Annotated in this window: 14 protein-coding genes; 5 read left to right on the top strand and 9 right to left on the bottom strand. The window is 53.0% G+C overall.

The window, feature by feature from the left end:
- The first annotated feature begins 257 nt into the window (after positions 1–257).
- The gene (locus tag AB4H76_RS01530; RefSeq protein ID WP_077491964.1) at positions 258–1,907 is read left to right on the top strand and encodes an alpha,alpha-trehalase; all 1,650 of its coding nucleotides are present in this window, start codon (positions 258–260) and stop codon (positions 1,905–1,907) included.
- A gap of 50 nt (positions 1,908–1,957) precedes the next feature.
- On the opposite strand, the gene AB4H76_RS01525 is transcribed toward AB4H76_RS01530, so the two are convergent.
- Positions 1,958–2,560, bottom strand: coding sequence for a helix-turn-helix transcriptional regulator (locus AB4H76_RS01525; protein WP_001167676.1), 603 nt, complete (start codon positions 2,558–2,560; stop codon positions 1,958–1,960).
- A gap of 519 nt (positions 2,561–3,079) precedes the next feature.
- Between AB4H76_RS01525 and AB4H76_RS01520 the strand changes: the two genes are divergently transcribed.
- The 3 genes from AB4H76_RS01520 to AB4H76_RS01510 all read left to right on the top strand — a co-directional run bounded on the left by AB4H76_RS01520 (position 3,080) and on the right by AB4H76_RS01510 (position 6,774).
- The gene (locus AB4H76_RS01520; RefSeq protein WP_001493482.1) at positions 3,080–3,979 is read left to right on the top strand and encodes a LysR family transcriptional regulator; all 900 of its coding nucleotides are present in this window, start codon (positions 3,080–3,082) and stop codon (positions 3,977–3,979) included.
- A gap of 48 nt (positions 3,980–4,027) precedes the next feature.
- A complete protein-coding gene (gene yhjD, locus AB4H76_RS01515; protein WP_000191237.1) occupies positions 4,028–5,041 on the top strand; it encodes an inner membrane protein YhjD in 1,014 nt (337 codons plus the stop codon).
- A 410-nt stretch (positions 5,042–5,451) separates the two neighbouring features.
- The gene (locus AB4H76_RS01510; RefSeq protein ID WP_001149003.1) at positions 5,452–6,774 is read left to right on the top strand and encodes an MFS transporter; all 1,323 of its coding nucleotides are present in this window, start codon (positions 5,452–5,454) and stop codon (positions 6,772–6,774) included.
- A gap of 181 nt (positions 6,775–6,955) precedes the next feature.
- Here the strand turns inward: AB4H76_RS01510 and AB4H76_RS01505 are convergent, their stop codons facing one another.
- Both AB4H76_RS01505 and pdeH read right to left on the bottom strand, forming a co-directional pair.
- Positions 6,956–9,016, bottom strand: a complete 2,061-nt coding sequence (locus AB4H76_RS01505; protein ID WP_001296794.1) for an AsmA family protein — start codon at positions 9,014–9,016, stop codon at positions 6,956–6,958.
- 69 nt (positions 9,017–9,085) lie between these two features.
- Positions 9,086–9,853: a cyclic-guanylate-specific phosphodiesterase gene (gene pdeH, locus AB4H76_RS01500; protein ID WP_001295219.1), complete on the bottom strand. Its 768-nt coding sequence runs from the start codon at positions 9,851–9,853 to the stop codon at positions 9,086–9,088.
- Positions 9,854–10,084: 231 nt separating this feature from the next.
- Here pdeH and kdgK point away from each other — a divergent pair, with 231 nt between their 5' ends.
- Positions 10,085–11,014 (top strand): 2-dehydro-3-deoxygluconokinase, encoded by a 930-nt coding sequence (gene kdgK, locus AB4H76_RS01495; RefSeq protein ID WP_001300928.1) that lies wholly within the window; start codon positions 10,085–10,087, stop codon positions 11,012–11,014.
- Between the two features lie 95 nt (positions 11,015–11,109).
- On the opposite strand, the gene AB4H76_RS01490 is transcribed toward kdgK, so the two are convergent.
- The 6 genes from AB4H76_RS01490 to bcsB form a co-directional block, all read right to left on the bottom strand.
- The gene (locus AB4H76_RS01490; protein WP_001163141.1) at positions 11,110–12,606 is read right to left on the bottom strand and encodes a M16 family metallopeptidase; all 1,497 of its coding nucleotides are present in this window, start codon (positions 12,604–12,606) and stop codon (positions 11,110–11,112) included.
- 220 nt (positions 12,607–12,826) lie between these two features.
- Positions 12,827–14,113, bottom strand: coding sequence for a C4-dicarboxylate transporter DctC (gene dctA / locus AB4H76_RS01485; protein ID WP_000858214.1), 1,287 nt, complete (start codon positions 14,111–14,113; stop codon positions 12,827–12,829).
- A gap of 182 nt (positions 14,114–14,295) precedes the next feature.
- Entirely contained in the window at positions 14,296–16,284 is a 1,989-nt protein-coding gene (gene hmsP / locus AB4H76_RS01480) for a biofilm formation regulator HmsP (RefSeq protein ID WP_001266293.1), read from the bottom strand.
- Between the two features lie 81 nt (positions 16,285–16,365).
- Positions 16,366–19,839, bottom strand: a complete 3,474-nt coding sequence (bcsC, locus tag AB4H76_RS01475; protein WP_001225124.1) for a cellulose synthase complex outer membrane protein BcsC — start codon at positions 19,837–19,839, stop codon at positions 16,366–16,368.
- Entirely contained in the window at positions 19,821–20,927 is a 1,107-nt protein-coding gene (gene bcsZ / locus AB4H76_RS01470; RefSeq protein WP_001295222.1) for a cellulose synthase complex periplasmic endoglucanase BcsZ, read from the bottom strand. The genes bcsC and bcsZ overlap by 19 nt, the downstream gene beginning before the upstream one ends.
- Positions 20,928–20,933: 6 nt before the next feature.
- Positions 20,934–23,273: a cellulose biosynthesis cyclic di-GMP-binding regulatory protein BcsB gene (gene bcsB, locus AB4H76_RS01465; RefSeq protein ID WP_077491630.1), complete on the bottom strand. Its 2,340-nt coding sequence runs from the start codon at positions 23,271–23,273 to the stop codon at positions 20,934–20,936.
- Positions 23,274–23,277: the final 4 nt, after the last annotated feature.

Below are 23,277 nucleotides of genomic sequence, written 5' to 3'. Positions count from 1 at the left end.
TAAGATAGCCTGTACCTATTACCCAGATCAGGATTGGCATATCATGATTGCGGCGAGAGCAGGATTGAATGTTCTGAAAATGAAAAACAACACGAAATCCGTATTTTTATAAATTCCATGGATATTAGTGCGTTATATTTTTTGACAGGTTAATAAACGTGATCCACCGCACGCTTTGTCGCCCACCAGGCGGAGCGAATGACTACCCTTAAAGAAAAGCCCGATAATTAGCGACGAATTTCGGAGGTTGGATCCTTATGCTCAATCAGAAAATTCAAAACCCTAGTCCAGACGAACTGATGATCGAGGTCGATCTCTGCTATGAACTGGACCCGTATGAATTAAAACTGGATGAGATGATCGAGGCAGAACCGGAACCCGAGATGATTGAAGGGCTGCCCGCCTCTGATGCGCTGACGCCTGCCGATCGCTATCTCGAACTGTTCGAGCATGTTCAGTCGGCGAAAATTTTCCCCGACAGTAAAACCTTTCCCGACTGCGCACCCAAAATGGACCCGCTGGATATTTTAATCCGCTACCGTAAAGTGCGCCGTCATCGTGATTTTGACTTGCGCAAGTTTGTTGAAAATCACTTCTGGCTGCCGGAGGTCTACTCCAGCGAGTATGTATCGGACCCGCAAAATTCCCTGAAAGAGCATATCGACCAGCTGTGGCCGGTGCTAACCCGCGAACCACAGGATCACATTCCGTGGTCTTCTCTACTGGCGCTGCCGCAGTCATATATTGTCCCGGGCGGCCGTTTTAGCGAAACCTACTATTGGGACTCCTATTTCACCATGCTGGGGCTGGCGGAAAGTGGTCGGGAAGATTTGCTGAAATGCATGGCCGATAACTTCGCCTGGATGATCGAAAACTATGGTCACATCCCCAACGGCAACCGCACCTATTATTTGAGCCGATCGCAACCACCGGTTTTTGCGCTGATGGTGGAGTTGTTTGAAGAAGATGGTGTACGCGGTGCGCGCCGCTATCTCGACCACCTTAAAATGGAATATGCCTTCTGGATGGACGGTGCAGAATCGTTGATCCCTAATCAGGCCTATCGCCATGTTGTGCGGATGCCGGACGGATCGCTGCTCAACCGTTATTGGGACGATCGCGACACGCCGCGTGACGAATCCTGGCTTGAGGACGTTGAAACCGCGAAACATTCTGGTCGCCCGCCCAACGAGGTGTACCGCGATTTACGCGCGGGAGCGGCCTCAGGTTGGGATTACTCTTCCCGTTGGCTGCGTGATACTGGTCGTCTGGCGAGCATTCGTACCACCCAGTTCATCCCCATCGATCTGAATGCCTTCCTGTTTAAACTGGAGAGCGCCATCGCCAACATCTCGGCGCTGAAAGGCGAGAAAGAGACAGAAGCGCTGTTCCGCCAGAAGGCCAGTGCCCGTCGCGATGCGGTAAACCGTTACCTCTGGGATGATGAAAACGGCATCTACCGCGATTACGACTGGCGACGCGAACAACTGGCGCTGTTTTCCGCTGCCGCCATTGTGCCGCTCTATGTCGGCATGGCGAACCATGAACAGGCCGATCGTCTGGCAAACGCCGTACGCAGCCGGTTACTGACACCTGGCGGGATTCTGGCAAGCGAGTACGAAACCGGTGAACAGTGGGATAAACCCAATGGCTGGGCACCGTTACAATGGATGGCAATTCAGGGATTTAAAATGTATGGCGATGACCTTCTGGGTGATGAAATCGCGCGCAGCTGGCTGAAAACGGTGAATCAGTTCTATCTGGAACAGCACAAAATGATCGAGAAATACCATATTGCCGATGGTGTTCCCCGCGAAGGCGGCGGTGGCGAGTATCCGTTGCAGGATGGGTTTGGCTGGACTAACGGTGTGGTACGCCGTTTAATTGGTTTGTACGGCGAACCATAATATTTTTACAGCCAGCCGCTAACTTCCTGCTGGCTGTAAAATTATCCTCTTCAGGAGGAGATATTTAACATCATTGCCGCCTGGGTGCGATTTTTCACTTCCAGACGGCGATACAGGGATTCCAGATGCGCTTTTACCGTTCCGGTACTGATATTCAGCGCTCTGCCGATCTCCTTATTTGATTCGCCCGCCGCTAACATGGTTAAAATCTCCCGCTGGCGGGCGCTTAACGATTTGAGATCTTTAATGTCCTTTTCCGGCGTCGTCCGCCAGTCTCCAGGCAGAAACATCATCCCCATCGCCGCACTATTTACCGCCAACGCAAATGTCTCGACGGTTGAATCACGAGGCACAATGGCCAGCACATTAAAATGGATAACTTCCTGTAACCACCGTTTATTGCAATCCGTCGCCGTGATTAACACCTTAACCTCAGGAAACTGCACCACGGTTTTTTGCAGCAACCAGTAGCAAAACTCACCATCCTGATCGCCATCGAGCATAACTAAGGCTTCAGGGTAACTTTCCAGCTTTTGCCATAACTCGTCTGCCTGACTGGCCCCCTGAATACTCACTCCTGGAATACGCTGCTGTAAACTGATTTTCATTCCATGAATAAATATTGACTGCCTGTCAAACATGACTATTTGCATAACTGAATCTCCACCTGAATACGTTAAAAAGACTTAAGTAGTGGAAGGGTATTACCCGCGAGAAAAAATAAGAATTCGCCATTTGGCGGTGGCCATTCTACAGAGATGACGCGTAGAAAATAGTTACCGATATAAATAGTTACAGCTAAACGCCTGAAATTACATGTCGAGGGCACTATTTAAAACAATTTTGAGGATTTCCTTATATTGGTGGTTAGTACGCATGCAATTAAAAATGAAACTCCGCGACCACAAGCAAAAATAACAAACGGCAATGAGACAAAAATAAGCACAAATAGCCAACACGTCCTCTATTCACTTTAAAGGGAATCGCTGAAAAATACGCTCTGTTTAGGGGGATTCACCTTTCTCAGAAAGCTATTCCGCCCTTTTCCTGCTGAGAAATCGCCACATTCGTCATGACAACATTGTGAAACCCGGCATTAGATGTTAGAAAAAACAATAAACAATGCGATATGCGCGTTACTGTTTCGCTGTGAATAACAATCGGTCAAAGAAATGGATAAAATTCACGCAATGCAGTTGTTCATCAAAGTCGCGGAGCTGGAAAGTTTTTCCCGCGCGGCGGATTTCTTTGCTTTGCCAAAAGGAAGTGTTTCGCGCCAGATACAGGCACTGGAACATCAACTTGGCACCCAGCTTCTCCAGCGCACCACGCGACGGGTCAAACTCACGCCAGAAGGCATGACCTATTATCAACGAGCAAAAGATGTGTTGAGTAATCTCAGCGAACTGGACGGTCTGTTTCAACAGGATGCCACCAGTATCAGCGGTAAATTACGCATCGACATCCCGCCAGGAATCGCGAAAAGCCTGTTACTGCCGCGCCTGTCGGAATTTCTCTATCTGCATCCGGGAATTGAGCTGGAACTGAGTAGCCATGACCGTCCGGTAGATATTCTTCATGATGGTTTTGATTGCGTGATACGCACTGGCGCGTTACCGGAAGATGGCGTTATCGCCCGTCCCCTCGGCAAACTGACCATGGTCAACTGTGCCAGTCCGCACTATCTGACGCGCTTTGGTTATCCGCAAAGCCCCGATGATCTGACTTCACACGCAATAGTGCGTTATACACCGCATCTGGGTGTACATCCGTTAGGTTTTGAGGTTGCCAGCGTTAATGGCGTCCAGTGGTTTAAGTCTGGCGGCATGTTGACGGTAAACAGTAGCGAAAACTATCTCGCCGCCGGTCTTGCCGGTCTGGGGATTATTCAGATCCCGCGCATTGCCGTGCGCGAAGCCCTGCGTGCCGGGCGGCTTATTGAAGTATTACCTGGCTACCGTGCCGAGCCGCTCTCCCTTTCGCTGGTTTATCCGCAGCGTCGGGAGCTTTCCCGGCGTGTAAACCTGTTTATGCAGTGGCTGGCTGGCGTAATGAAAGAGTACCTGGACTGACCGACTATACTTTTTAAGAATGACCACGACAGAAGGACAAAAGAGCGGATGACGCAGGAAAACGAGATCAAACGTCCCATCCAGGATCTGGAGCACGAGCCGATTAAGCCGTTGGATAATAGCGAGAAAGGCAGCAAAGTTAGCCAGGCGCTGGAAACCGTCACCACCACTGCCGAAAAAGTCCAACGCCAACCGGTTATTGCGCACCTGATTCGCGCGACAGAACGCTTTAACGATCGGCTGGGTAACCAGTTTGGTGCGGCTATCACCTATTTCTCATTTTTGTCGATGATACCAATTTTGATGGTGTCGTTTGCCGCAGGGGGCTTTGTGCTGGCCTCCCATCCGATGTTGCTACAGGATATCTTCGACAAAATTCTGCAAAACATCAGCGATCCGACGCTAGCCGCCACGTTGAAAAACACCATCAACACCGCCGTTCAGCAGCGTACGACTGTAGGGCTTGTCGGCCTGGCGGTGGCACTTTATTCCGGCATCAACTGGATGGGTAACCTGCGTGAAGCGATTCGTGCCCAGTCGCGCGATGTCTGGGAACGCTCGCCGCAAGATCAGGAGAAGTTCTGGGTAAAATATCTGCGAGATTTTATTTCGCTGATTGGTTTGTTGATTGCGCTGATTGTGACGCTTTCGATCACCTCGGTTGCCGGTTCGGCGCAGCAAATGATTATTAGCGCCCTGCACCTGAACAGCATTGAGTGGCTGAAACCGACGTGGCGATTGATTGGCCTGGCGATTTCCATCTTCGCCAACTATCTGCTTTTCTTCTGGATCTTCTGGCGGTTGCCGCGCCACCGTCCGCGCAAAAAAGCCCTGATTCGCGGAACATTTCTGGCTGCTATTGGTTTTGAAGTGATTAAAATCGTGATGACCTACACCCTGCCATCGTTGATGAAATCCCCCTCTGGCGCAGCATTTGGTTCCGTGCTGGGGCTGATGGCATTTTTCTACTTCTTCGCCCGTTTGACGCTGTTTTGCGCGGCGTGGATTGCCACCGCCGAATATAAAGACGACCCGCGAATGCCGGGGAAAACGCAGCCTTAAAATAGGCCGGATGCGGCGTAAACGCCTTATCCGGCATACGATTTTATTCGGCCTGGCTCCCCGTAGGCCGGATAAGATGCGCCAGCATCGCATCCGGCTATAATGCGCACATAACCTCTTGAAACTCGTCCCCAGAGCCTCTTCAGCCATCTATTTGGGAGCAAACAATTTCATTCCAACTCATAACCCCAGCATATAAATCCAGTTGGTAACTTTTATTTAACCTGAAACCAGTTTTATCCACTATTTATAAAATTATGTGAAGCATTTCATAGAAGAAAAATCACTGGCCTAAACATTATCCCCTTTTTGCCTGATTTTTGACCATTTCCGCGATTTGTTACACATTGAAATATCACTTTTGCTGTGCGTAATATGGCTATTCGTTAGCCAAAAAATAAGAAAAGATTATGCAAGCAACAGCCACAACACTCGACCACGAGCAAGAATACACGCCGATCAACTCGCGTAATAAAGTCCTTGTCGCCTCTCTCATTGGCACAGCCATTGAGTTCTTCGACTTTTACATTTACGCCACTGCGGCCGTTATTGTGTTTCCGCATATCTTCTTCCCGCAGGGCGATCCTACGGCAGCAACGCTACAGTCGCTCGCCACCTTCGCCATCGCCTTCGTCGCGCGCCCCATTGGCTCTGCCGTTTTTGGTCATTTTGGCGATCGCGTTGGGCGTAAAGCGACGCTGGTCGCCTCGTTGCTAACGATGGGGATTTCGACCGTGGTGATTGGTCTGCTGCCGGGCTATGCCACGATTGGTATTTTCGCCCCGCTGCTGCTGGCGCTGGCTCGATTTGGTCAGGGCCTGGGCTTAGGCGGTGAATGGGGCGGCGCGGCGCTGCTGGCGACTGAAAACGCCCCACCGCGCAAACGTGCACTGTATGGCTCCTTTCCGCAGCTGGGCGCACCGATTGGCTTCTTCTTTGCCAATGGCACTTTCTTGCTGCTTTCCTGGCTACTGACCGACGAGCAGTTTATGAGCTGGGGCTGGCGTGTGCCATTTATCTTCTCGGCGGTGCTGGTCATTATCGGCCTGTATGTTCGCGTGTCGCTGCATGAGTCGCCGGTGTTTGAGAAAGTCGCTAAAGCGAAAAAACAGGTGAAGATCCCGCTGGGTACGCTGCTGACCAAACATGTTCGCGTAACCGTACTGGGTACGTTCATTATGCTGGCAACCTATACGCTGTTTTACATCATGACGGTCTACTCTATGACCTTTAGTACCGCCGCCGCGCCAGTTGGGCTTGGCCTGCCGCGTAACGAAGTGTTGTGGATGTTGATGATGGCAGTTATTGGTTTTGGCGTGATGGTGCCAGTCGCTGGATTACTGGCTGATGCCTTTGGTCGCCGTAAAAGCATGGTAATCATCACCACGCTGATCATCCTGTTCGCGCTGTTCGCCTTTAACCCACTGCTCGGTTCTGGCAACCCGATTCTGGTTTTTGCCTTCCTGCTGCTGGGGTTAAGTCTGATGGGTCTGACCTTCGGGCCAATGGGTGCGCTGTTACCAGAGCTGTTTCCGACAGAAGTGCGTTACACCGGAGCATCGTTCTCTTACAACGTAGCGTCGATTCTCGGGGCTTCCGTTGCGCCATATATCGCAGCCTGGTTGCAGACTAACTACGGGCTAGGTGCGGTGGGGTTATATCTGGCGGCGATGGCTGGCTTGACGTTAATCGCCCTGCTGCTGACCCATGAGACGCGACATCAGTCGTTGTAATAAGAGTGAAAAGCCTGATGCGCTACGCTTATCAGGCCTGAATTTCCATACAATATATTGAATTCGCAAGGATTTGTAGGCCGGATAAGGCGTTCACGCCGCATCCGGCATGAACAAAGCACACTTTGCCAACAATCTAAATCTGTTTAATTGCCGGATGTCAGACATCCGGCAATTATCATCACTTCTTCATCTGCGACAAAATCGTCCGACACTGATTAGCCTCCCCTTCGGAAGGTGAGATCAGTGCCAGTAACGCCGCCGCCGGTGTTACCAGCGTTGCCAGTGCCGCAGCAACAGCACCACGGGCAATCAGCGGTCCGGCTTTCACCCCAGCCTGCGGATTTTTAAACGTCCCCCGCACATACAGCGGCGAACGCAGTGTGATAATCCGAATTCCTTTACTCTCCGGATCAATAGTCAAATCCAGCTGTTCCGAAGCAAAACTTGCCGTGCCGGTAACATTAATCAACGCGTTCTCAGTATCGAAAGCAAAAATCTGCGGGCGCGCCACGCCGTTGGCAATATTCAGATTCGCCGCCGCGCAGTTCACCCGCACCTCATCATCACCAAATATCGCACCGACAATGTAGTTGCCGACATTCAGCCCAACAATCTCCATCAGGTTGCGGCTCACCAGCCCGTCATTCATCAACAGTTTCAGGTTGCCGTTACTGTTGCCTAAAAGTGCCGCCACCGAGTTACCGCTACCGCGTAGTTCCGCGTCACCGTTCATTTCCCCCAGCGTCTTCTGCATCAGTTCCACATCGGGCATCAGTTCTTTCAGTTTCAGTCGACGAGCCTGAATATCTGCCCGCCCCTGCATCGGCTTTTTATCGCCTTCCAGATGAATATTCGCCGCAATGCTGCCGCCCGCCATGCCAAATTTCAGCGGTTGCAGGCGCAGGTCAGCATTTTTGAGGATGATATGAGTAGAAAGATCGCTAATCGGCAGGCTACTGCCATGCTCAATGCGCCGCCCTTTGAAGCGAACATCGGCATCCATAACGTCCCATTTATCGGTTTCGAAGCGGTCATAAGGCAGCACTTTGCCCGCAGGCTGAACGCTTTTTTCGCCCTTCTTCTGTTCAGACCGTTTCGACTTTTCTGCCCCTTTCCCGGAATCAACGCCAATCAACGGTCCCAGGTCCGCCAGCCGCAATTGCCGCGACTCGACATCACCTTCCAGTTTTGGTCGTGGCTTTCCGGTGGTGTAGACCAGAGAACCGTGGATATCGCTATCACCAATTCGCCCATTAAAACCGCGATAATCAAAGACCGACGATTTTTCAGTGTCGATTTTCGCTACCAGCCGACCATCCGTTTCAAACGGCGGGGTATCGGGCAGCAGAACGCCCGTCAGTTCATAGAGATCACCCAGTGAATCGCCAGAAAATTTAAGCCGTAAATCGACACCGCCCATCTTCATTGGGTCATTCACGACGCCATCAAAAGCAACACGGGTGTTACCAGAGCGGAAATCAGCCTGTACCGGAAACGGCGTCCCTTCGCCACGCAGCGCCAGCATACCGCCTATTTTTCCCGTACCCGTGAGCGGTTCACCGTTATATCGTCCCTGCGCCTTCAGGCCAAAAACGTAATCGCCCACCTTTTCTTTATCCGCTTTACCTTTCGATCCAGTAACTTCGCTGAACGGCAGCGGCTTGCCTAAGGGATCAACAAAAATCTCCAGATCCGCTTTGCTTACTTTGTCATCAATGGCGATCCGCCCTTGATCGAAAAGAATATTATCCAGCCGAAACGACCATGCCGACGGCTTTGCATTCGCGTCTTTGTTATCATCGTTGGCAAGATTAAACGTCCAGTTATTGTTCTTTTCAGAGAGGCGAATCAGGCGCGCGTCGGGCTTTTCGAGCTTGATCCACGGCAGCCAGACCGTTTTGGTCAGCAGCGCCAGCGGGGCCAGCGTTGCCTCTACGCGTGGCAAATGCACCATCGTGACTTCGGGAATATCCGGTGGATTGCCAAGAATGATGTCTTCCGCGTGTACATGGGGCCACGGCACCCAGCTGCGCCAGCCAGTTTCTTGTTTTTGCCGCTCCCACACCACGCCCAGATCGCCACGGATAGCGAACGGACGATTCAACTCCGCAGAGACTTTCTGGTTGATAGTCGGTTTGAGTCGATTCCAGTCAAAAGTTGCAATCAAAATGATCGCCACGACAATCAACAACAAGAAAGCCCCTGAAATCGCAGCGGTTATTTTGCCTGCCTTGCTCATCGTTCGCTTCCTCATATTCTTCCTGTGCCAGTCCTAAAGATAGTCCAGCCAGGCGGAAAATGAGGCAGCTTATAGCGCCAGAACCGCCGTATTCAGCGTTTCTATCGGTGCCGGGCGTGAAAGAAACCAGCCTTGTGCGGCGAATGCGGGCGAGTTCTGAACATCACGCCACTCTTCCGGCGTTTCTACGCCCTCGACAATCACCCCGCGACAATAGCGATTCATTAGATGTAAAAGCTGAGAAAAGAGTGTGCGTCCTTCCGGCGACTGACGCAGCATCACAAACAGTTCTCGCGCGATTTTGATGTAGTCATAACGCACTTCACTTAGCGCAGAGAAATTTGCCATCCCGGTACCAAAATCATCCAGCCACAGCGGGCCAAATTCACACATCGAGGCAAAGGTTGAATCTTTCGGCAGACGGATATGCTCCACCAGTTCGAAACGCAGCCAGGGAAGACGCTCAATCTGGCGCAGGATTTTTGGTTGCTGACGCAGGGCGATGAGCGTAGGGCCATCAATATTGACCGATGCCAGCAGGCCGTGCTCTATAAAGAAGTCGGCTTTTTGCGCCAGCAAATCAATCTGCTCTTTCACAACCTCCATCCGATGGCTGACGGTGATTTCAGTAAAATAGCGATCCGGCGGCAGGCGTTGCGAAGGGTTCAAGGGATGCGTGACCACCGTTAATAGCTCCACGGCCATTAACCGCCCGCATGTTTGATAGATCGGCTGCCAGGTGTAAGCACGCTCACACTGCAACCAAAAACGCCGTTCCTGCAAGCTCTCGATGCTTGCTTCAGGGTTGCTTATTCGCTGGATAACCTGCCTTATCATCAAAGATGTCCTGTGTTTAAAAGTGATGCTGCCCGGACTCGACAAAGATTATCGGCGCGTAAGGGCAGAACTTTACCGCCTGGCCGGGGTAAATTTCCTCACTCCACAACGGAATCTTTCAGGAATACGTTCTGGCTCAAAAAAATAATGGAACACTGTTTTAATATGGTTGACCAGCAAACCACCACAGCGCAAACTAACGCTAATTTTTTACAGATCAGGTTCACGACTATGTCCAAAAAGATTGCCGTGATTGGCGAATGCATGATTGAGCTTTCCGAGAAAGGCGCGGACGTTAAGCGCGGTTTCGGCGGCGATACCCTGAACACTTCCGTCTATATCGCCCGTCAGGTCGATCCTGCGGCATTAACCGTTCATTACGTAACGGCGCTGGGAACGGACAGTTTTAGCCAGCAGATGCTGGACGCCTGGCACGGCGAGAACGTTGATACTTCCCTGACCCAACGGATGGAAAACCGTCTGCCGGGCCTTTACTACATTGAAACCGACAGCACCGGCGAGCGTACGTTCTACTACTGGCGGAACGAAGCCGCCGCCAAATTCTGGCTGGAGAGTGAGCAGTCTGCGGCGATTTGCGAAGAGCTGGCGAATTTCGATTATCTCTACCTGAGCGGGATTAGCCTGGCGATCTTAAGCCCGACCAGCCGCGAAAAGCTGCTTTCCCTGCTGCGCGAATGCCGCGCCAACGGCGGAAAAGTGATTTTCGACAATAACTATCGTCCGCGCCTGTGGGCCAGCAAAGAAGAGACACAGCAGGTGTACCAACAAATGCTGGAATGCACGGATATCGCCTTCCTGACGCTGGACGACGAAGACGCGCTGTGGGGTCAACAGCCGGTGGAAGACGTCATTGCGCGCACCCATAACGCGGGCGTGAAAGAAGTGGTGGTGAAACGCGGGGCGGATTCTTGCCTGGTGTCCATTGCAGGCGAAGGGTTAGTGGATGTTCCGGCGGCGAAACTGCCGAAAGAAAAAGTGATCGATACCACCGCAGCTGGCGACTCTTTCAGCGCCGGTTATCTGGCGGTACGTTTGACGGGCGGCAGTGCGGAAAACGCGGCGAAACGTGGGCACCTGACCGCAAGTACCGTTATTCAGTATCGCGGCGCGATTATCCCGCGTGAGGCGATGCCAGCGTAAACGCAGCATATGCAAAAGGCTGGATAAAGTGTTACCCCTCTATCCAGCTCATCCATAAATACCTGATGGTTGTGCTAACTCATCACCATCAGGCATTACTGTGCAGGTGGAATATCCGTCACTTCAGGATGTACGTCATCCGTGGCGACAGAGGTGGTCGCAGCGGCGGTAGATGGGGCCATGATTTGATCCCAGACCGCCTGCAACGCTTTCATGTTAAATTCCGGCTCGCCTTTCGGCTGCAGCAGTATTAACGCCATATCATTCGACAACTGTTGACGCAGATCCTGATTTAACATCTCTACCGTCAGGCTATTAAGGAAATCCTGCCGCAGTTTCTGATATTGCTCCGGCGCGATATCGACAACCTGATTTTGCAACGAACGCATCCGCTGACCCATCAGAATATCGGTATCAGCTCGTGCATAGGCGGCAAACAGTTTCTGCAGCTCCAGTTTCTTTTGCGCCACTAACGCATTGAACTCTTCTTCCGGCAGACCTTTATCGCGAACCTTCGCCAGTTCACGCGCCACCAGATTAAGGTTGCTGTTCAGCTTGTCGTTTGGTGATTCGATGTTGATGGCACACTGCGCACGCAGATACAGCACACGGCAGTCAAATCCAAGACCGATGTCTTTGCTGTTACTGGCACTTAACGCTTGCTGAACATGCCAGAACAGCGCCTCGCGGGCCAGGTCCGCACGCCAGTAGCGCAGCAGTGCGGCTGATTCACGAATCGGCTGCCACGGCGTATCCCACATGATAGATAACCGGTCCTGACGCACCGCGTCAGTCATAATACTCACCGCTTCCGCACGCAGCGGAGAAAGCGTCGGCACCGGAGCTGGCGTTTCACGTTTGCCTTTCAGTTCGCCAAACGTTTTGTTTATTTGGTCGACAACCGAGCGCGCATCCACGTTTCCCACCACCAGTAGCGTCATTGCATCCGGGGTGTACCATTTCTGATAGAAATCTTTAATTTTTTCCGCTTCAACGGGTTGTTTCAGCGGATCGGCAGGATCGTGACCTAACAAGGTTGACCCTTTCAGACGATAGCGCCACCAGCCCTCTTTAGTATCGGCAGGCCAGGTTGCCACCATGTCCTGACTTTGCAGCGCGTGGTTGATGGTTTCTGGTGTGATGGTCAATTTGCCAGTGGCATTTGCCAGATAAGAGAGCGCTTCTTTCAGCAAATCGTTACGGTTATTGGGCAAACTCAGATTAAACAGCGTGGTGTCATAAGAGACAATTACCGGCGGCATCGGGCGTTTAGGGTCGATCCCCTGCTGCCACAATGAACGCGCCTGTGCTGCGTCAAGGCCACCGCTTTGCGTTAGCGCAATACGAGGGATGGCGTGACTGTAACCGCTCTGTTGTGTACTTTCGGCGAGCGAACCGGTATTAACCAGCAGGCGAATTTCAACACGATCGCTGGGACGCTGGGGGGTGGTCAGCACTTGCCACTGTAAACCGTTGGAAAGCGTCCCCTGTTGCCATGCTGGATCAGGCTGGAGCGCATCTGCCTGCACATAGCCAGCAGTGGCCATCATCAGCAAACCGCCCGCTAAAAGTCGAATTTTTGTGCCCTGCATGTGAACCCCTGATCAACTATCCTGGTAATAAAAAAACTGCCCGTTGTCGGTCAGTCTAAATGACGTTAAAAACACTTCGTGTTAGACCGCAAGAACATGAAAATGTCACGGAAGAAGTGAAATAAACCTGAACTCACCCAGGTGGTAAGTTCAGGCACAGGGGTCAATTATGCGCAAACACCCGCACTCGGGGAAGGGAGTGCGGGCATAAGTGATGAGATTAAGAGGATAATTCGTGCGTTTTGCCATCCGGCGCACGATTATTCAGCACATCGTCCAGTTTTTTGTGGTCCAGTTCTTTCACCCACTTAGCAACGACAATGGTCGCTACGCCGTTACCGACCAGGTTAGTCAGCGCACGAGCTTCTGACATAAAGCGGTCGATACCGAGGATCAGCGCCAGACCCGCTACCGGCAAATGGCCCACCGCAGAGAGCGTCGCCGCCAGCACGATAAAGCCACTACCCGTTACCCCTGCCGCCCCTTTAGAAGAAAGCAGCAACACGATTAACAGCGTGATTTGGTGGACGATATCCATCTGACTGTTAGTGGCCTGGGCGATAAACACCGCCGCCATTGTCAGGTATATCGATGTGCCATCAAGGTTAAACGAGTAGCCTGTCGGGATGACCAGCCCCACCACCGATTTACGGCAGCCGAGTTTCTCCATCTTGTCGAGCATACGCGGCAGCGCCGACTCGGAAGATGAAGTCCCCAGTACAATCAGCAGTTCTTCACGGATGTAGCGGATAAATTTGAAGATACTGAAACCAGTCGCTTTAGCGATTGAACCCAATACCAGCACCACAAACAGGATACAGGTAATGTAGAAACAGATAATCAGCTGCCCCAGTTGCACCAGTGTGCCGACGCCGTATTTACCGATGGTAAACGCCATTGCCCCGAACGCACCAATAGGTGCCAGACGCATGATCATATTGATGATGCCGAAGATGACCTGCGAGAAACTTTCGATGACGTTAAAAATCAGTTGGCCTTTGCTGCCCAGACGGTGGAGCGCAAAACCAAACAGTACGGCAAACAGCAGCACCTGCAGAATGTTACCGCTGGCAAATGCGCCAATGACGCTCGCCGGGATGACATCCATAATGAAGGCGACAATGCCCTGGTCTTTCGCCTGATCGGCGTAAACCGCTACCGCTTTCGCATCAAGCGTTGCCGGATCGACGTTCATTCCGGCACCAGGCTGCACGACGTTAACGATGATAAGACCAATAATCAGCGCGATGGTACTGACAATTTCAAAGTAAAGCAGTGCGACTGCGCCGGTACGACCGACCGCCTTCATGCTTTCCATGCCCGCAATGCCCGTTACGACGGTACAAAAGATGACAGGAGCGATGATCATCTTAATGAGCTTAACGAAGCCGTCGCCAAGCGGTTTCATTTGCTCGCCTATTTCAGGATAGAAATGGCCAAGGAGAATACCAATGGCTATCGCTGTCAGGACCTGAAAGTAAAGGCTTTTAAACAGAGAGGTTTTCATAGGGTGTCCTTTAGTAAAACCACAGGTCTTGTAAGGTTATGGGGTACCTGCGGCCTTAAAATAACACCCAGACAACATCACAGAAATGTACCTGGATCATAATTGAAACAAAAAGGTTAAAAAGTTTGAGCTGGCTCGCACAAACCAGCACTTTTTAAAGTTTTGTAATCAGTTTGGGGTAGCTACTTTTCTTCCAGGTAACTCTCTTCGAAGATTTCAATAGGGAGTGGGCGAGCAAAAAGGAAGCCCTGGGCAATACCAACGCCCGCTTTTGCCAGCCAGTCGCGTTGTGCTTCAGTCTCCACGCCTTCGGCAATCATTTGTAAGTTCAGGCTCTGCGCCAGCATGATAATTGCAGCAATCATGCTGCTATCTCCCGGCAAGCCTTCAACAAACATTTTGTCGATTTTCAGTACGTCGATTGGCAACGATTTCATATGCTGCAGCTGACGCAGCCCTGCGTAGCCCATGCCGAAATCATCCAGCGCCACCCGAACTCCGGCATTGCGCAGCGGACGGAGGATTGCCACCGCAGCATGAGGGTCGTCAATACGTCGGCTTTCTGTCACTTCCAGAATCAGTGTTCCCGGCTGAATGCGATAGCGGGTTAACAGTTCCAGCATATCCGCCACCATATTCGGGTGCATCAGTTGCAGCGCAGAGAGGTTTACCGACAAGGGCAGCATAATGCCGCGCTCTTGCCAGGCTGCAAGCAATCGACAGGACTCTTCCAGCACCCAGTGACCGACGGTAACCATCAGCCCACAGCACTCAATGCGATCGATTAAGCCATCCGGCAGGTCCCAACTGCCATCCGGTTGCTGGATACGCAGTAACACTTCCGCACTGACCAGTTTACCGCTGGTCATCTCGACCTGTGGCTGTAACCAAATAGCAAACTGATGATTTTCCAGTGCATTAAGGATATCGCTCTCTTCCGTCAACCGCTTCTGGGCGGCTTCCATCTGCTGCGGATCAAAGAACTGAATCTGATTCTTGCCTTTATGGCGAGCGGTAAATGCCGCAGAAATAGCGCGACTGTAAAGCTGTTCGGCGGTGAGATCGCCGTAGAACATCGCCACGCCAATGCTACAGTGCGGACGGAGTTGAATACGTTCAATCGGCAGGCGCTCGCTCATGATAGTGAGCACTTGCTGACCTAAGGTGATTGCGTGCCACGGTTCCTGTACACCGTTGGCAATGACAGCAAAGTCATAACCGCTAATCTGCGCGAGGATCATACGTGGCGACAGTACCGATTTGAGTTTTTCCACCAGCGTCAGCAGCAGAATTTCTCGTTGCGCCTCTTTCAGCACGCCCGCAGTATCACGCAGGGTTTCACAGGTGATGATCATCAGCGCGGTGGTTTGTTTACGCGCGACAACCTGCTCCAGCATCTCCATCAGCAAGGCTTTGTTCGGCAAATCCGACACCGGGAAGCGCATCGCATTTTCGTTCTGTTCTTCATAATGGCGCTGCAGCAATTGCTGGTTGAGGTTGTAACTGCGCACCAACATACCGATTTCATCGTCCTGATGCAGACGCGGTAATGCCAGCTGGTGACCAACAAGCTCCTTGGCTGGGATGGCGTTAAGTTCGCGAGCAATATTGCGTAACGGATGCAAAATCAGGCGGTTAATGCACCAGCTGATGGCGACGGTCAGGATAAGCGACAAAAGTAAGTAAATGGTCACTAACGTTGAGAGGGTGCTCATCACGAACTTATACATACGGAAGGAATCCGCCTGTAGTACCAGATAGGCAATTGGCTGCGGGTTTGCCGGACGTTCGAGCGAGTAAACGCCCAGCGAGATTTGAACCGGTAGCTCAAACAGGCGAGTAACCATTACCGGCACCGGGCGCTCTGGAATAAAACTTTTACGCAGCGCCTGGAACTGGTTAGGCAGCACTACATCGGCACGGCTGACCACGCCTGCCGGTTTAATGCTGGCAAGAATAGCTTCCGCTTCGGGAATATCGCCTTTCAAAATAGCTGAAGATAAGGGTTCGCGGACAGAGCGAGCAATGCTTTCCAGTTGCGTAGCCGTGTTATAGCGATTCTGCTGGACCAGATGGAACAGCAAAACGGTGCAAAAAATAAAAACGAACACCAGGACAACGGCTGCCACCATTGCCATCTGCTTGATTGTTAACGAGCGACTTACGCGCAAATTGTCTCCCCCCGGAAATCCCAGATTGCCGCCCGAGTATACCCGATCGCAGCGGCATTAAGAGAGGCGCTATCTGAAAACTTACCAGTCGGCGTAAGGTATCAGCGGCTGCGGCGGTAAATCCATGTCACCCTGCCATCCGGCGGCGGAATAACGTACGTAGAGCAGGAAATGGCTGGGTGCGTAATCTTTCGCCTGCTGGATATCAATTGCCGTGCCAACAAACCAGTTGGAAGTAACACGTCGTTCAAGTAATGCCCGCGCCGTGTAGCCGAAGCCCTGACTGCTGCCGCCATCGTTGGATTGTCGCGCAGCTTCTTCCTGCCAGTCGGTCGGGATCAGATTCATCAGCGGATAACGCGGCATGGTTTTGGTGCGTGAATGCGACCACGAGCCAGACGCACCCAGCTCCCACGACCAGTTTTCCGTGCGCTCCCGCCACATCACCGGTATGGCAAACGACAGGTATTCCTGCGGACTGTAGTAACCGCCCTGACCGAGTGAGTAGCCACTCAGATCTTTGTCGTAATGCCAGATCATGTTGTTCAGGCCGATTGTGACGCGGCGATTGTTCTGGTTAATGACCTTATAGTAATAGCCCGTCATCCAGCGCACGCGCCAGTTATCTTCGACATTTTTACCGGTTAACTGGTCGCCACTAAGCGATGCCCAGACGCCGTTTGCTTCACCTTTATCGTAGCTCAGACTTAGCCCCACACCGTCGGCACGTACGCCACCCCATTTTTTCCCGGTATTGCTCGGGGAGTCTTTTTGCCCACCAAAGGCCAGCAAAGAACTGGAGATGGGCCGACGGTGGGCGTTAACGGTGTAACCCAGCGGCCCGATATCATCGCTGTAACTGATGCCGCCGACCACATCCACCACGTTGAAGCCCATCGGCGTGGTACCGATATCCCAGCTCCAGACGTCATTTCGCCAGCCGACCGCCACGCTGGCACCGGAATCCGACTGGCTGCGGTTGCCGCTACAGTCCTGTAATGTACAGGTGCCCCAGTTGTCATCCCATTTGCCATCGGCATTAGTGGAGAAACTGCCGACGTTCATATTGACGAAATCACTGCGAAAGAACATCCGCCCGTCAGAATACGGCGCATCCACCTGCAACATGGTAGTGTGCGCTTTCAGATCGGAGTAACCACCGGTGCCGCTCGAACCCCAGTAATCGTGCTCAAGGGTGACGTTAAGATCCTGCTGGCGATAGAGGTCCGCCGCATCGCTGCGCACGCCACGTTTCAGCCAGTCATCTTTCTCGTCGTTACGGGTCAGTCGGGTAAAGGTGTCGTTATCCTGCGGACGCGTCGTAGTCACACCGGATGCGACCATGGCGTCTTTGTAGGTTTCCAGCGCCTGCGTTGGATCGCCCGCCTGCGCTTCAAACTTCGCACCATCACGCAGCACCATCGCGCTTTCCATCGACGGTGGCTGAGATTTTGCCTGCGGGATCAACTTATTAAACGTCCGCTGCGCTGCTGCGGTATCGCCAAGCTGCGCCTGTGCCAGCGCCACGCGCCGCTGTGTGTTCAGCGAGGCGTTATCGGTAGCGGGCAGTTTCGCCAGCTGGCTACGTGCCGCCGCTTTGTCACCGGCAGCAATATCCACTTCCGTCAGACCAAGAATGGCGTCGGCGTTAGCTGGCTCCCGCGTCAGGACATTCTGATATGCAGCGCGGGCGGCGGTGTAATCACGTCGTTGTTGCGCCCAGTCAGCCAGCGTGAGGTCAATACGCGTGGAAGGTGGTTGCTGGCGCAGCATCGCTTCCGCTTCTGCCTCTTTGCCGCTTTCTCGCAGGCGGTTAGCGGTTTCCAGCACCTGATCGCTTTGCAGTCGATTAACCAGCTCCTGAATATTGCTGTTCCACTGCGCACGCGGCAGGCTGTTGATATGCGCCAGCGCCGCTCTGTCCTGGTCATGACCAGAGAGGTACAGCCCGTAAGCGTAAACCTGCTCCGGGTCGTTCGACTTCTGCTGCGCCAGATTGCGCATTAACGTATCGGCCTGGCTGCGTTGTCCGGCCTGCCAGAGATCCTGCGAAAGTCGGTAAGTAATCCATACGCTGCCGGGGTCCAGCGCCAGTCGTTGCCGCTGAAGTGCTGCCGCCTGCGCCCATTTGCCCTGGTTTTCCAGTGCCTCTGCCTGCTGTGCCAGACGGTCGTTTTGCAGGCTGCGTTCGATATCATCAATGCTACGCCGCTGACTGGCAGAGAGCGAGGCGATAAACGCTTCAGCTTTTTCTGGCGATTGCTGGCGGTAAATATTTGCCAGCCCGCGCACGGCGTTAGTGTTGCCGCTGTCCATACGCAAGGTCTGCTGATAATAACGTTCGGCGGCGGGATAATCTTTTCGCGCCATCGCCACATCGCCCAGCCCCAGCACTGCATAACTGTCGGTGTTATCGACATTACGCGCCTGCTGGAACAGGCGTTCTGCCCGGTCAGGATTATTGGCTTTCAGCGCAGCATCGCCCTGCTGGATCGCCAGCCAGTAGCGGTTTACTTTCAGCAGACTGTTCCATTTGTCGTTGTTGCTGCTGTGCGGGTCCAGTGCGAGGGCTTTTTCCAGATTCGCCACTGCATTGGCGCGATCGCCTTTCTGAGAATACGCCTGGCCCAGCGCCCCCAGAGCTTCACTGTCTTTCGGGTTCGCCCGCACCGCCTGTTGTAGTTCGGGAATGGCTTTACCCGCCATACCAGAGTCCACCGCCGCTAAACCTTGCGCACGAGCGCGGAAAGCAGGATCGGCCAGCTGTTTTTGCTGTTCTGCCAGTTGCGATTGCGCAGCCGCCACGCTATCGCCATCACTAAAGATCGAGAGATATTTTTTCAGCGCCGACACACTGGCATCACTGACGGGCATGTCTTTAATCTGCCCGTACCAGATTTTAGAGGCCCCTTCGCGCCCGGCGTTCGATTTTGCCATCTGTTCCAGGACGGCAAAACCTTCGTCACGGCGATCGCTACTAAACAGCAATAGCGCCAGATTGTTTTGCAGGCCCGTATTGCCCGGTGCATCCGCATTGATGCGTTTTAACTGATTAATCGCTTCGCCACGGCGAGCCGGAATTTTCGCCACCGTACTCCAGTACTCGACAGCAATGTCACCTTCCGGCGGCGCACCGTTGAACAGTTTGTTGTAACTCGCCACAGCTTCTTCTGCATGACCGGTCGTCGCCTGCAATCGTGCCTGTTGCAGTGCCTGACGACCATCCGGCGTGGAAAGTAGCATCGTAGTCCGCGACGATTTATACGCATTTGAACTCGGCGCTAACTGCGACAGCCGATCGAGCTGTTTTTGCGCGCCATCAATATCGCCCTGACGTAACAAAGAACGGAAACGGGCGGCAACGACGTCCGGGTTATTCGGATCAATAAGTTCCAGCCGATATAACGACTGTTGCACCAGATCTTCACGATGGGTCGCTTCGCCTAACCGAACTTGCTCCAGCAACTGTTGCTGAGCGGTTGGTGCTGCCTCGACCATCGGCATGACGGCCAGACCGAGGGAAAGCGTGAATATGTTTAGTGTGAATTTGCGCATTCCTGGCCCCAGTCAGGTAATAACTCACCTTTTGTCGAGAAGCGGAAACGGTGTTGATCCCAGCCTTGTCCAAACAGGGTCAGCACATAGTTGTAATAGGCATCGCTGCCGGGAAAGTTATCGGCCACGCGCTGGCGCTGAACGGCCTGCGCATCGCGGTTTTGTAAAAAGGGCAGCATGGCGGCAGAAAAACCGACTGGTCCTTTACCCTGCGCTTTCCCCGTAGCCACATCCACTTTTTCCGGCGGATAACCGTTTTTCTCAGTGAATGTCGCCATCGGTTTAAACCGGTTGAGCATCCGCGCTTTTTGCGGATCGCTGTCAGGCATCATGCCTACCCACATGTAAACGCGGATAGCGTCGTAGCTGCTGATCAATGTTTTTTCGGCTTTTAGCTGCCAGCCTTTGTCTTTCTCATAGCGCACCCAGTCTGGCGAAAAACCTTTCGGGGCGGTTTCCAGCAATAAACGTTGATTGGTTTCGCGCAGCGTGGTCCACGGCGCGCCAAAGCGGGTGAAATACTGCGCCAGCGTCGGCGGCAGGTAGCTGGGGTTAAAACGCCAGCTGTTATCCTCAGCAAAACCCACTTTGCCCGGTAACAACATGGAACCCAGCCCAGGCACCGTCACCACTTCCTCCCGCGCGATACGTTTTAGCAACGCGCTGCCGATGTCGGTATAACGCTGCTCTTTCCACAAACGCCCCGCCTCCAGCAACGACCAGGCCATCCAGACATCACCATCGGAGGCCGAATTGCTGTCCAGCACTTCCCACTTACTGTTCTCTTTCTTGCCCCACAGCCAGGCGGGCAAACGTTCTTTTAAAGAACCCTGAGCGAGATTGTTCTGCGTCCAGTCGAGAATATTATCGAAAGCTGCACGGTCGTTAGCCGCCAGGGCAAAGAACATGCCGTAACTTTGCCCTTCGGAGGTGGTGATTTTGCGCGCGTCGCTGGGGTCGATGACGCGCCCTTCCTGACTGATGTAATCCTTTTTAAACTGCTCCCAGGCAGGCCAGGTACAGGCTGCCTGAACACTAAAGGCAGCCAGCAGCAGCATCGTCACGATTCCACTACGCAACACATTCATCTTCAATTACTCGTTATCCGGGTTAAGACGACGACGACTAATAATTCGCAGCAGACGCCACAGTACCCATGCCAGCAATATCACACTGATAGCCGCCAGCACCGCCAGCAGAATCGGATGGTTTGCCAGCGCATACCACAAGCGCTCGAACCACGGCAGATGACCTACGTAATAAACGTCGCCAACACGTAGGCTGTTGATACCGGACTCGCGGATCACCGCGACCGAACCGAACATGGTGGCGCGTTTGCCGCTATCGTTCACCGCATCGTTAAGCATTTCATAACCGCGTGGGCTATCTGCCAACAGCGCAATCACGCTGCGCTGGTCGTTATACGGCGACTGGAAGCCAATCACCGCCGCCATCGCACCGGAAGAGGTCAGCGTTGACCGGGTTTCTGCCGCGCGATCGCTCTCGTCCGGCACAATGCCGGGGAACGGGGTCTGGCGCATCGGTGTTTTCACCCAGCTTTCTGTCGCCTGCACCAATAGGTCGATCTGCTTATCGTCTTTCAGTTTGTCCGGGATACCACCGATGATCATGATATCGGCATCTTTGCCCTGAATGGTGCTGCCATCATCGGTCACCGTCAGATTAATCGCCGGGAAGCCCGTCTGTGCGCCGATAAAACCAACAGTATTCAGCAACGTTTCCATCTGTGCTTCGTTAGGCGCTTTCGGCATCACGGTGATGGTTTGCGACAGATCCGCCATCCGGCTGAATGGGAAGCCCGCGTTAGCAAAGGCGCGTAGATCCGGCATCGGGATGAAGTGGTAATACTTCGAGAAGTCGATGGTGGAGTCGTCACCAATCACCACATGATTCTGCACCGGCTGGAAGGTAATACAGTTATCCACCGAACCGCCCGGCATCGGGTTCATATACTCAAAGTCGAAGCGCAGCTGGTTGGTCGCGCCCAGTTTCAGCGCCGGAATAGAGACATCTGTTTTGCCATCCAGCAAACCTTGTAATACCGGAATCCGCAGCAGCAGGCGGTTCGCCTCCTGTTTGCTGCTCAGGTTGAAGGATTGCAGGAACTGGTTATTCAGGCTGATATCCATCCGCGAACTGTCTTTCACCGGCGGCATGGTGTAGCGGTAATTAATATCCATATCAATGCCGGTACTGCGCATCAGGTAGAGATCCGGCGGCAGGTTTAGCGAAACGTTAATCGCTGCTGGCTCAAGACCGCTGGATTGTAACTGTTCTTCATAGGTTTTCAGTTCGCCAAATGTGACCGGACGATCGGTACGTACCCAGTTCGGCGCATCGTACGGCTTACGCGGTAGCAGCGGTTTTACTTCATTCACTACCACGCTTTCACCACGGAACAGAATGTTACCCTGAGCGATACCTTTCGCTGCCTGCAACAGGTCTTTGTCGTCACGACCAAACACCACCAGCAGTTTGACGTAAGGATTCTGCGGATGGTTAATCATCTCAATCACAGGGGCTTTTACCGCCGGATGATCGCGCAGGAAGTCCGGCCGTTTGTCGTTGGTTGCAAAGACAATGGCATTGCGATCCGGCAGTTGGTTATAGAGCACTGGGAAGTTCTGCCCACGCCAGCCAGAACGCGAACCAAACCACGAGGCGACAATGGCAGATGCTTGTTGCAGCCCAACATCCGGCGCACCCGCAAAGACCATCGGCAAGGTGTTGGTGCGGTTATCACGCGGGTCAAAGAATGGCACCGGGAAGTGTGACAGGTCATTCTTCACATTCAGGGTCTGATAGGTCAGATCCAGTCCACTGCTCCGCCCAACATCCAGCCAAAGCGTGGTGCTGGCCGGGTTTTCGCACACGTCCTGATAATGGCCGACAAACTCCAGCCGTACACGGTTGAAGTCGGTAATAAACAGTGGGTTAATGGGCATTTGCGCCAGCGTTTTTTTACCCAACTGTTCTTTGGTCACTGGCAGCACGCCCATCAATTCATCATTGAGATAAACCTTTAACTGCGACTGGACAGGCAGTAACGATGGCGATGGGGTGTATTCGAGGTTGAGCATCGCCTTCGTCACCACTTCATCGCTGCGCATACCAAACTCAATGCTGCCGTTCGGGTTAATGCCACGTAGCACCATGCTGCCCGGCGGCGGTGCAATTTGCGCAAAGGTCAGCTTCACATCACGCGAAGGACCGTTCTGCGCCACGACTGGCGCATCAGCGCCCTGCACGCCCGGCATCACTTGCCCCATCTGCGGATTTTGTTCCGTCTGGGCGGCTACAGCTGGCTCAGCATTGATCAGTGGTTGCGTTGCTGGCGTCGCCTGCGTCATGAAAGAGGGGAACGCACTCATCCCCATAGCCACTGCACAAATCCAGAATAGTTTTCTTTTCATCGCG

Origin of the sequence: Escherichia sp. UTM R2 (assembly GCF_048593455.1) — a bacterium.
Classification (GTDB): Bacteria; Pseudomonadota; Gammaproteobacteria; order Enterobacterales; family Enterobacteriaceae; genus Escherichia; species Escherichia coli.
Note: the sequence above shows the minus strand (reverse complement) of the source record. Positions and strands in the feature narration are given on the sequence as shown.

What these genes read in the sequence shown, in the direction of transcription:
- AB4H76_RS01530 (WP_077491964.1), top strand. Translation starts at nt 258, where the DNA reads ATGCTCAATCAGAAAATTCAAAACCCTAGTCCAGACGAACTGATGATC.
- AB4H76_RS01525 (WP_001167676.1), bottom strand. Translation starts at nt 2,560, where the DNA reads ATGCAAATAGTCATGTTTGACAGGCAGTCAATATTTATTCATGGAATG.
- AB4H76_RS01520 (WP_001493482.1), top strand. Translation starts at nt 3,080, where the DNA reads ATGGATAAAATTCACGCAATGCAGTTGTTCATCAAAGTCGCGGAGCTG.
- yhjD (WP_000191237.1), top strand. Translation starts at nt 4,028, where the DNA reads ATGACGCAGGAAAACGAGATCAAACGTCCCATCCAGGATCTGGAGCAC.
- AB4H76_RS01510 (WP_001149003.1), top strand. Translation starts at nt 5,452, where the DNA reads ATGCAAGCAACAGCCACAACACTCGACCACGAGCAAGAATACACGCCG.
- AB4H76_RS01505 (WP_001296794.1), bottom strand. Translation starts at nt 9,016, where the DNA reads ATGAGCAAGGCAGGCAAAATAACCGCTGCGATTTCAGGGGCTTTCTTG.
- pdeH (WP_001295219.1), bottom strand. Translation starts at nt 9,853, where the DNA reads ATGATAAGGCAGGTTATCCAGCGAATAAGCAACCCTGAAGCAAGCATC.
- kdgK (WP_001300928.1), top strand. Translation starts at nt 10,085, where the DNA reads ATGTCCAAAAAGATTGCCGTGATTGGCGAATGCATGATTGAGCTTTCC.
- AB4H76_RS01490 (WP_001163141.1), bottom strand. Translation starts at nt 12,606, where the DNA reads ATGCAGGGCACAAAAATTCGACTTTTAGCGGGCGGTTTGCTGATGATG.
- dctA (WP_000858214.1), bottom strand. Translation starts at nt 14,113, where the DNA reads ATGAAAACCTCTCTGTTTAAAAGCCTTTACTTTCAGGTCCTGACAGCG.
- bcsC (WP_001225124.1), bottom strand. Translation starts at nt 19,839, where the DNA reads ATGCGCAAATTCACACTAAACATATTCACGCTTTCCCTCGGTCTGGCC.
- bcsZ (WP_001295222.1), bottom strand. Translation starts at nt 20,927, where the DNA reads ATGAATGTGTTGCGTAGTGGAATCGTGACGATGCTGCTGCTGGCTGCC.
- bcsB (WP_077491630.1), bottom strand. Translation starts at nt 23,273, where the DNA reads ATGAAAAGAAAACTATTCTGGATTTGTGCAGTGGCTATGGGGATGAGT.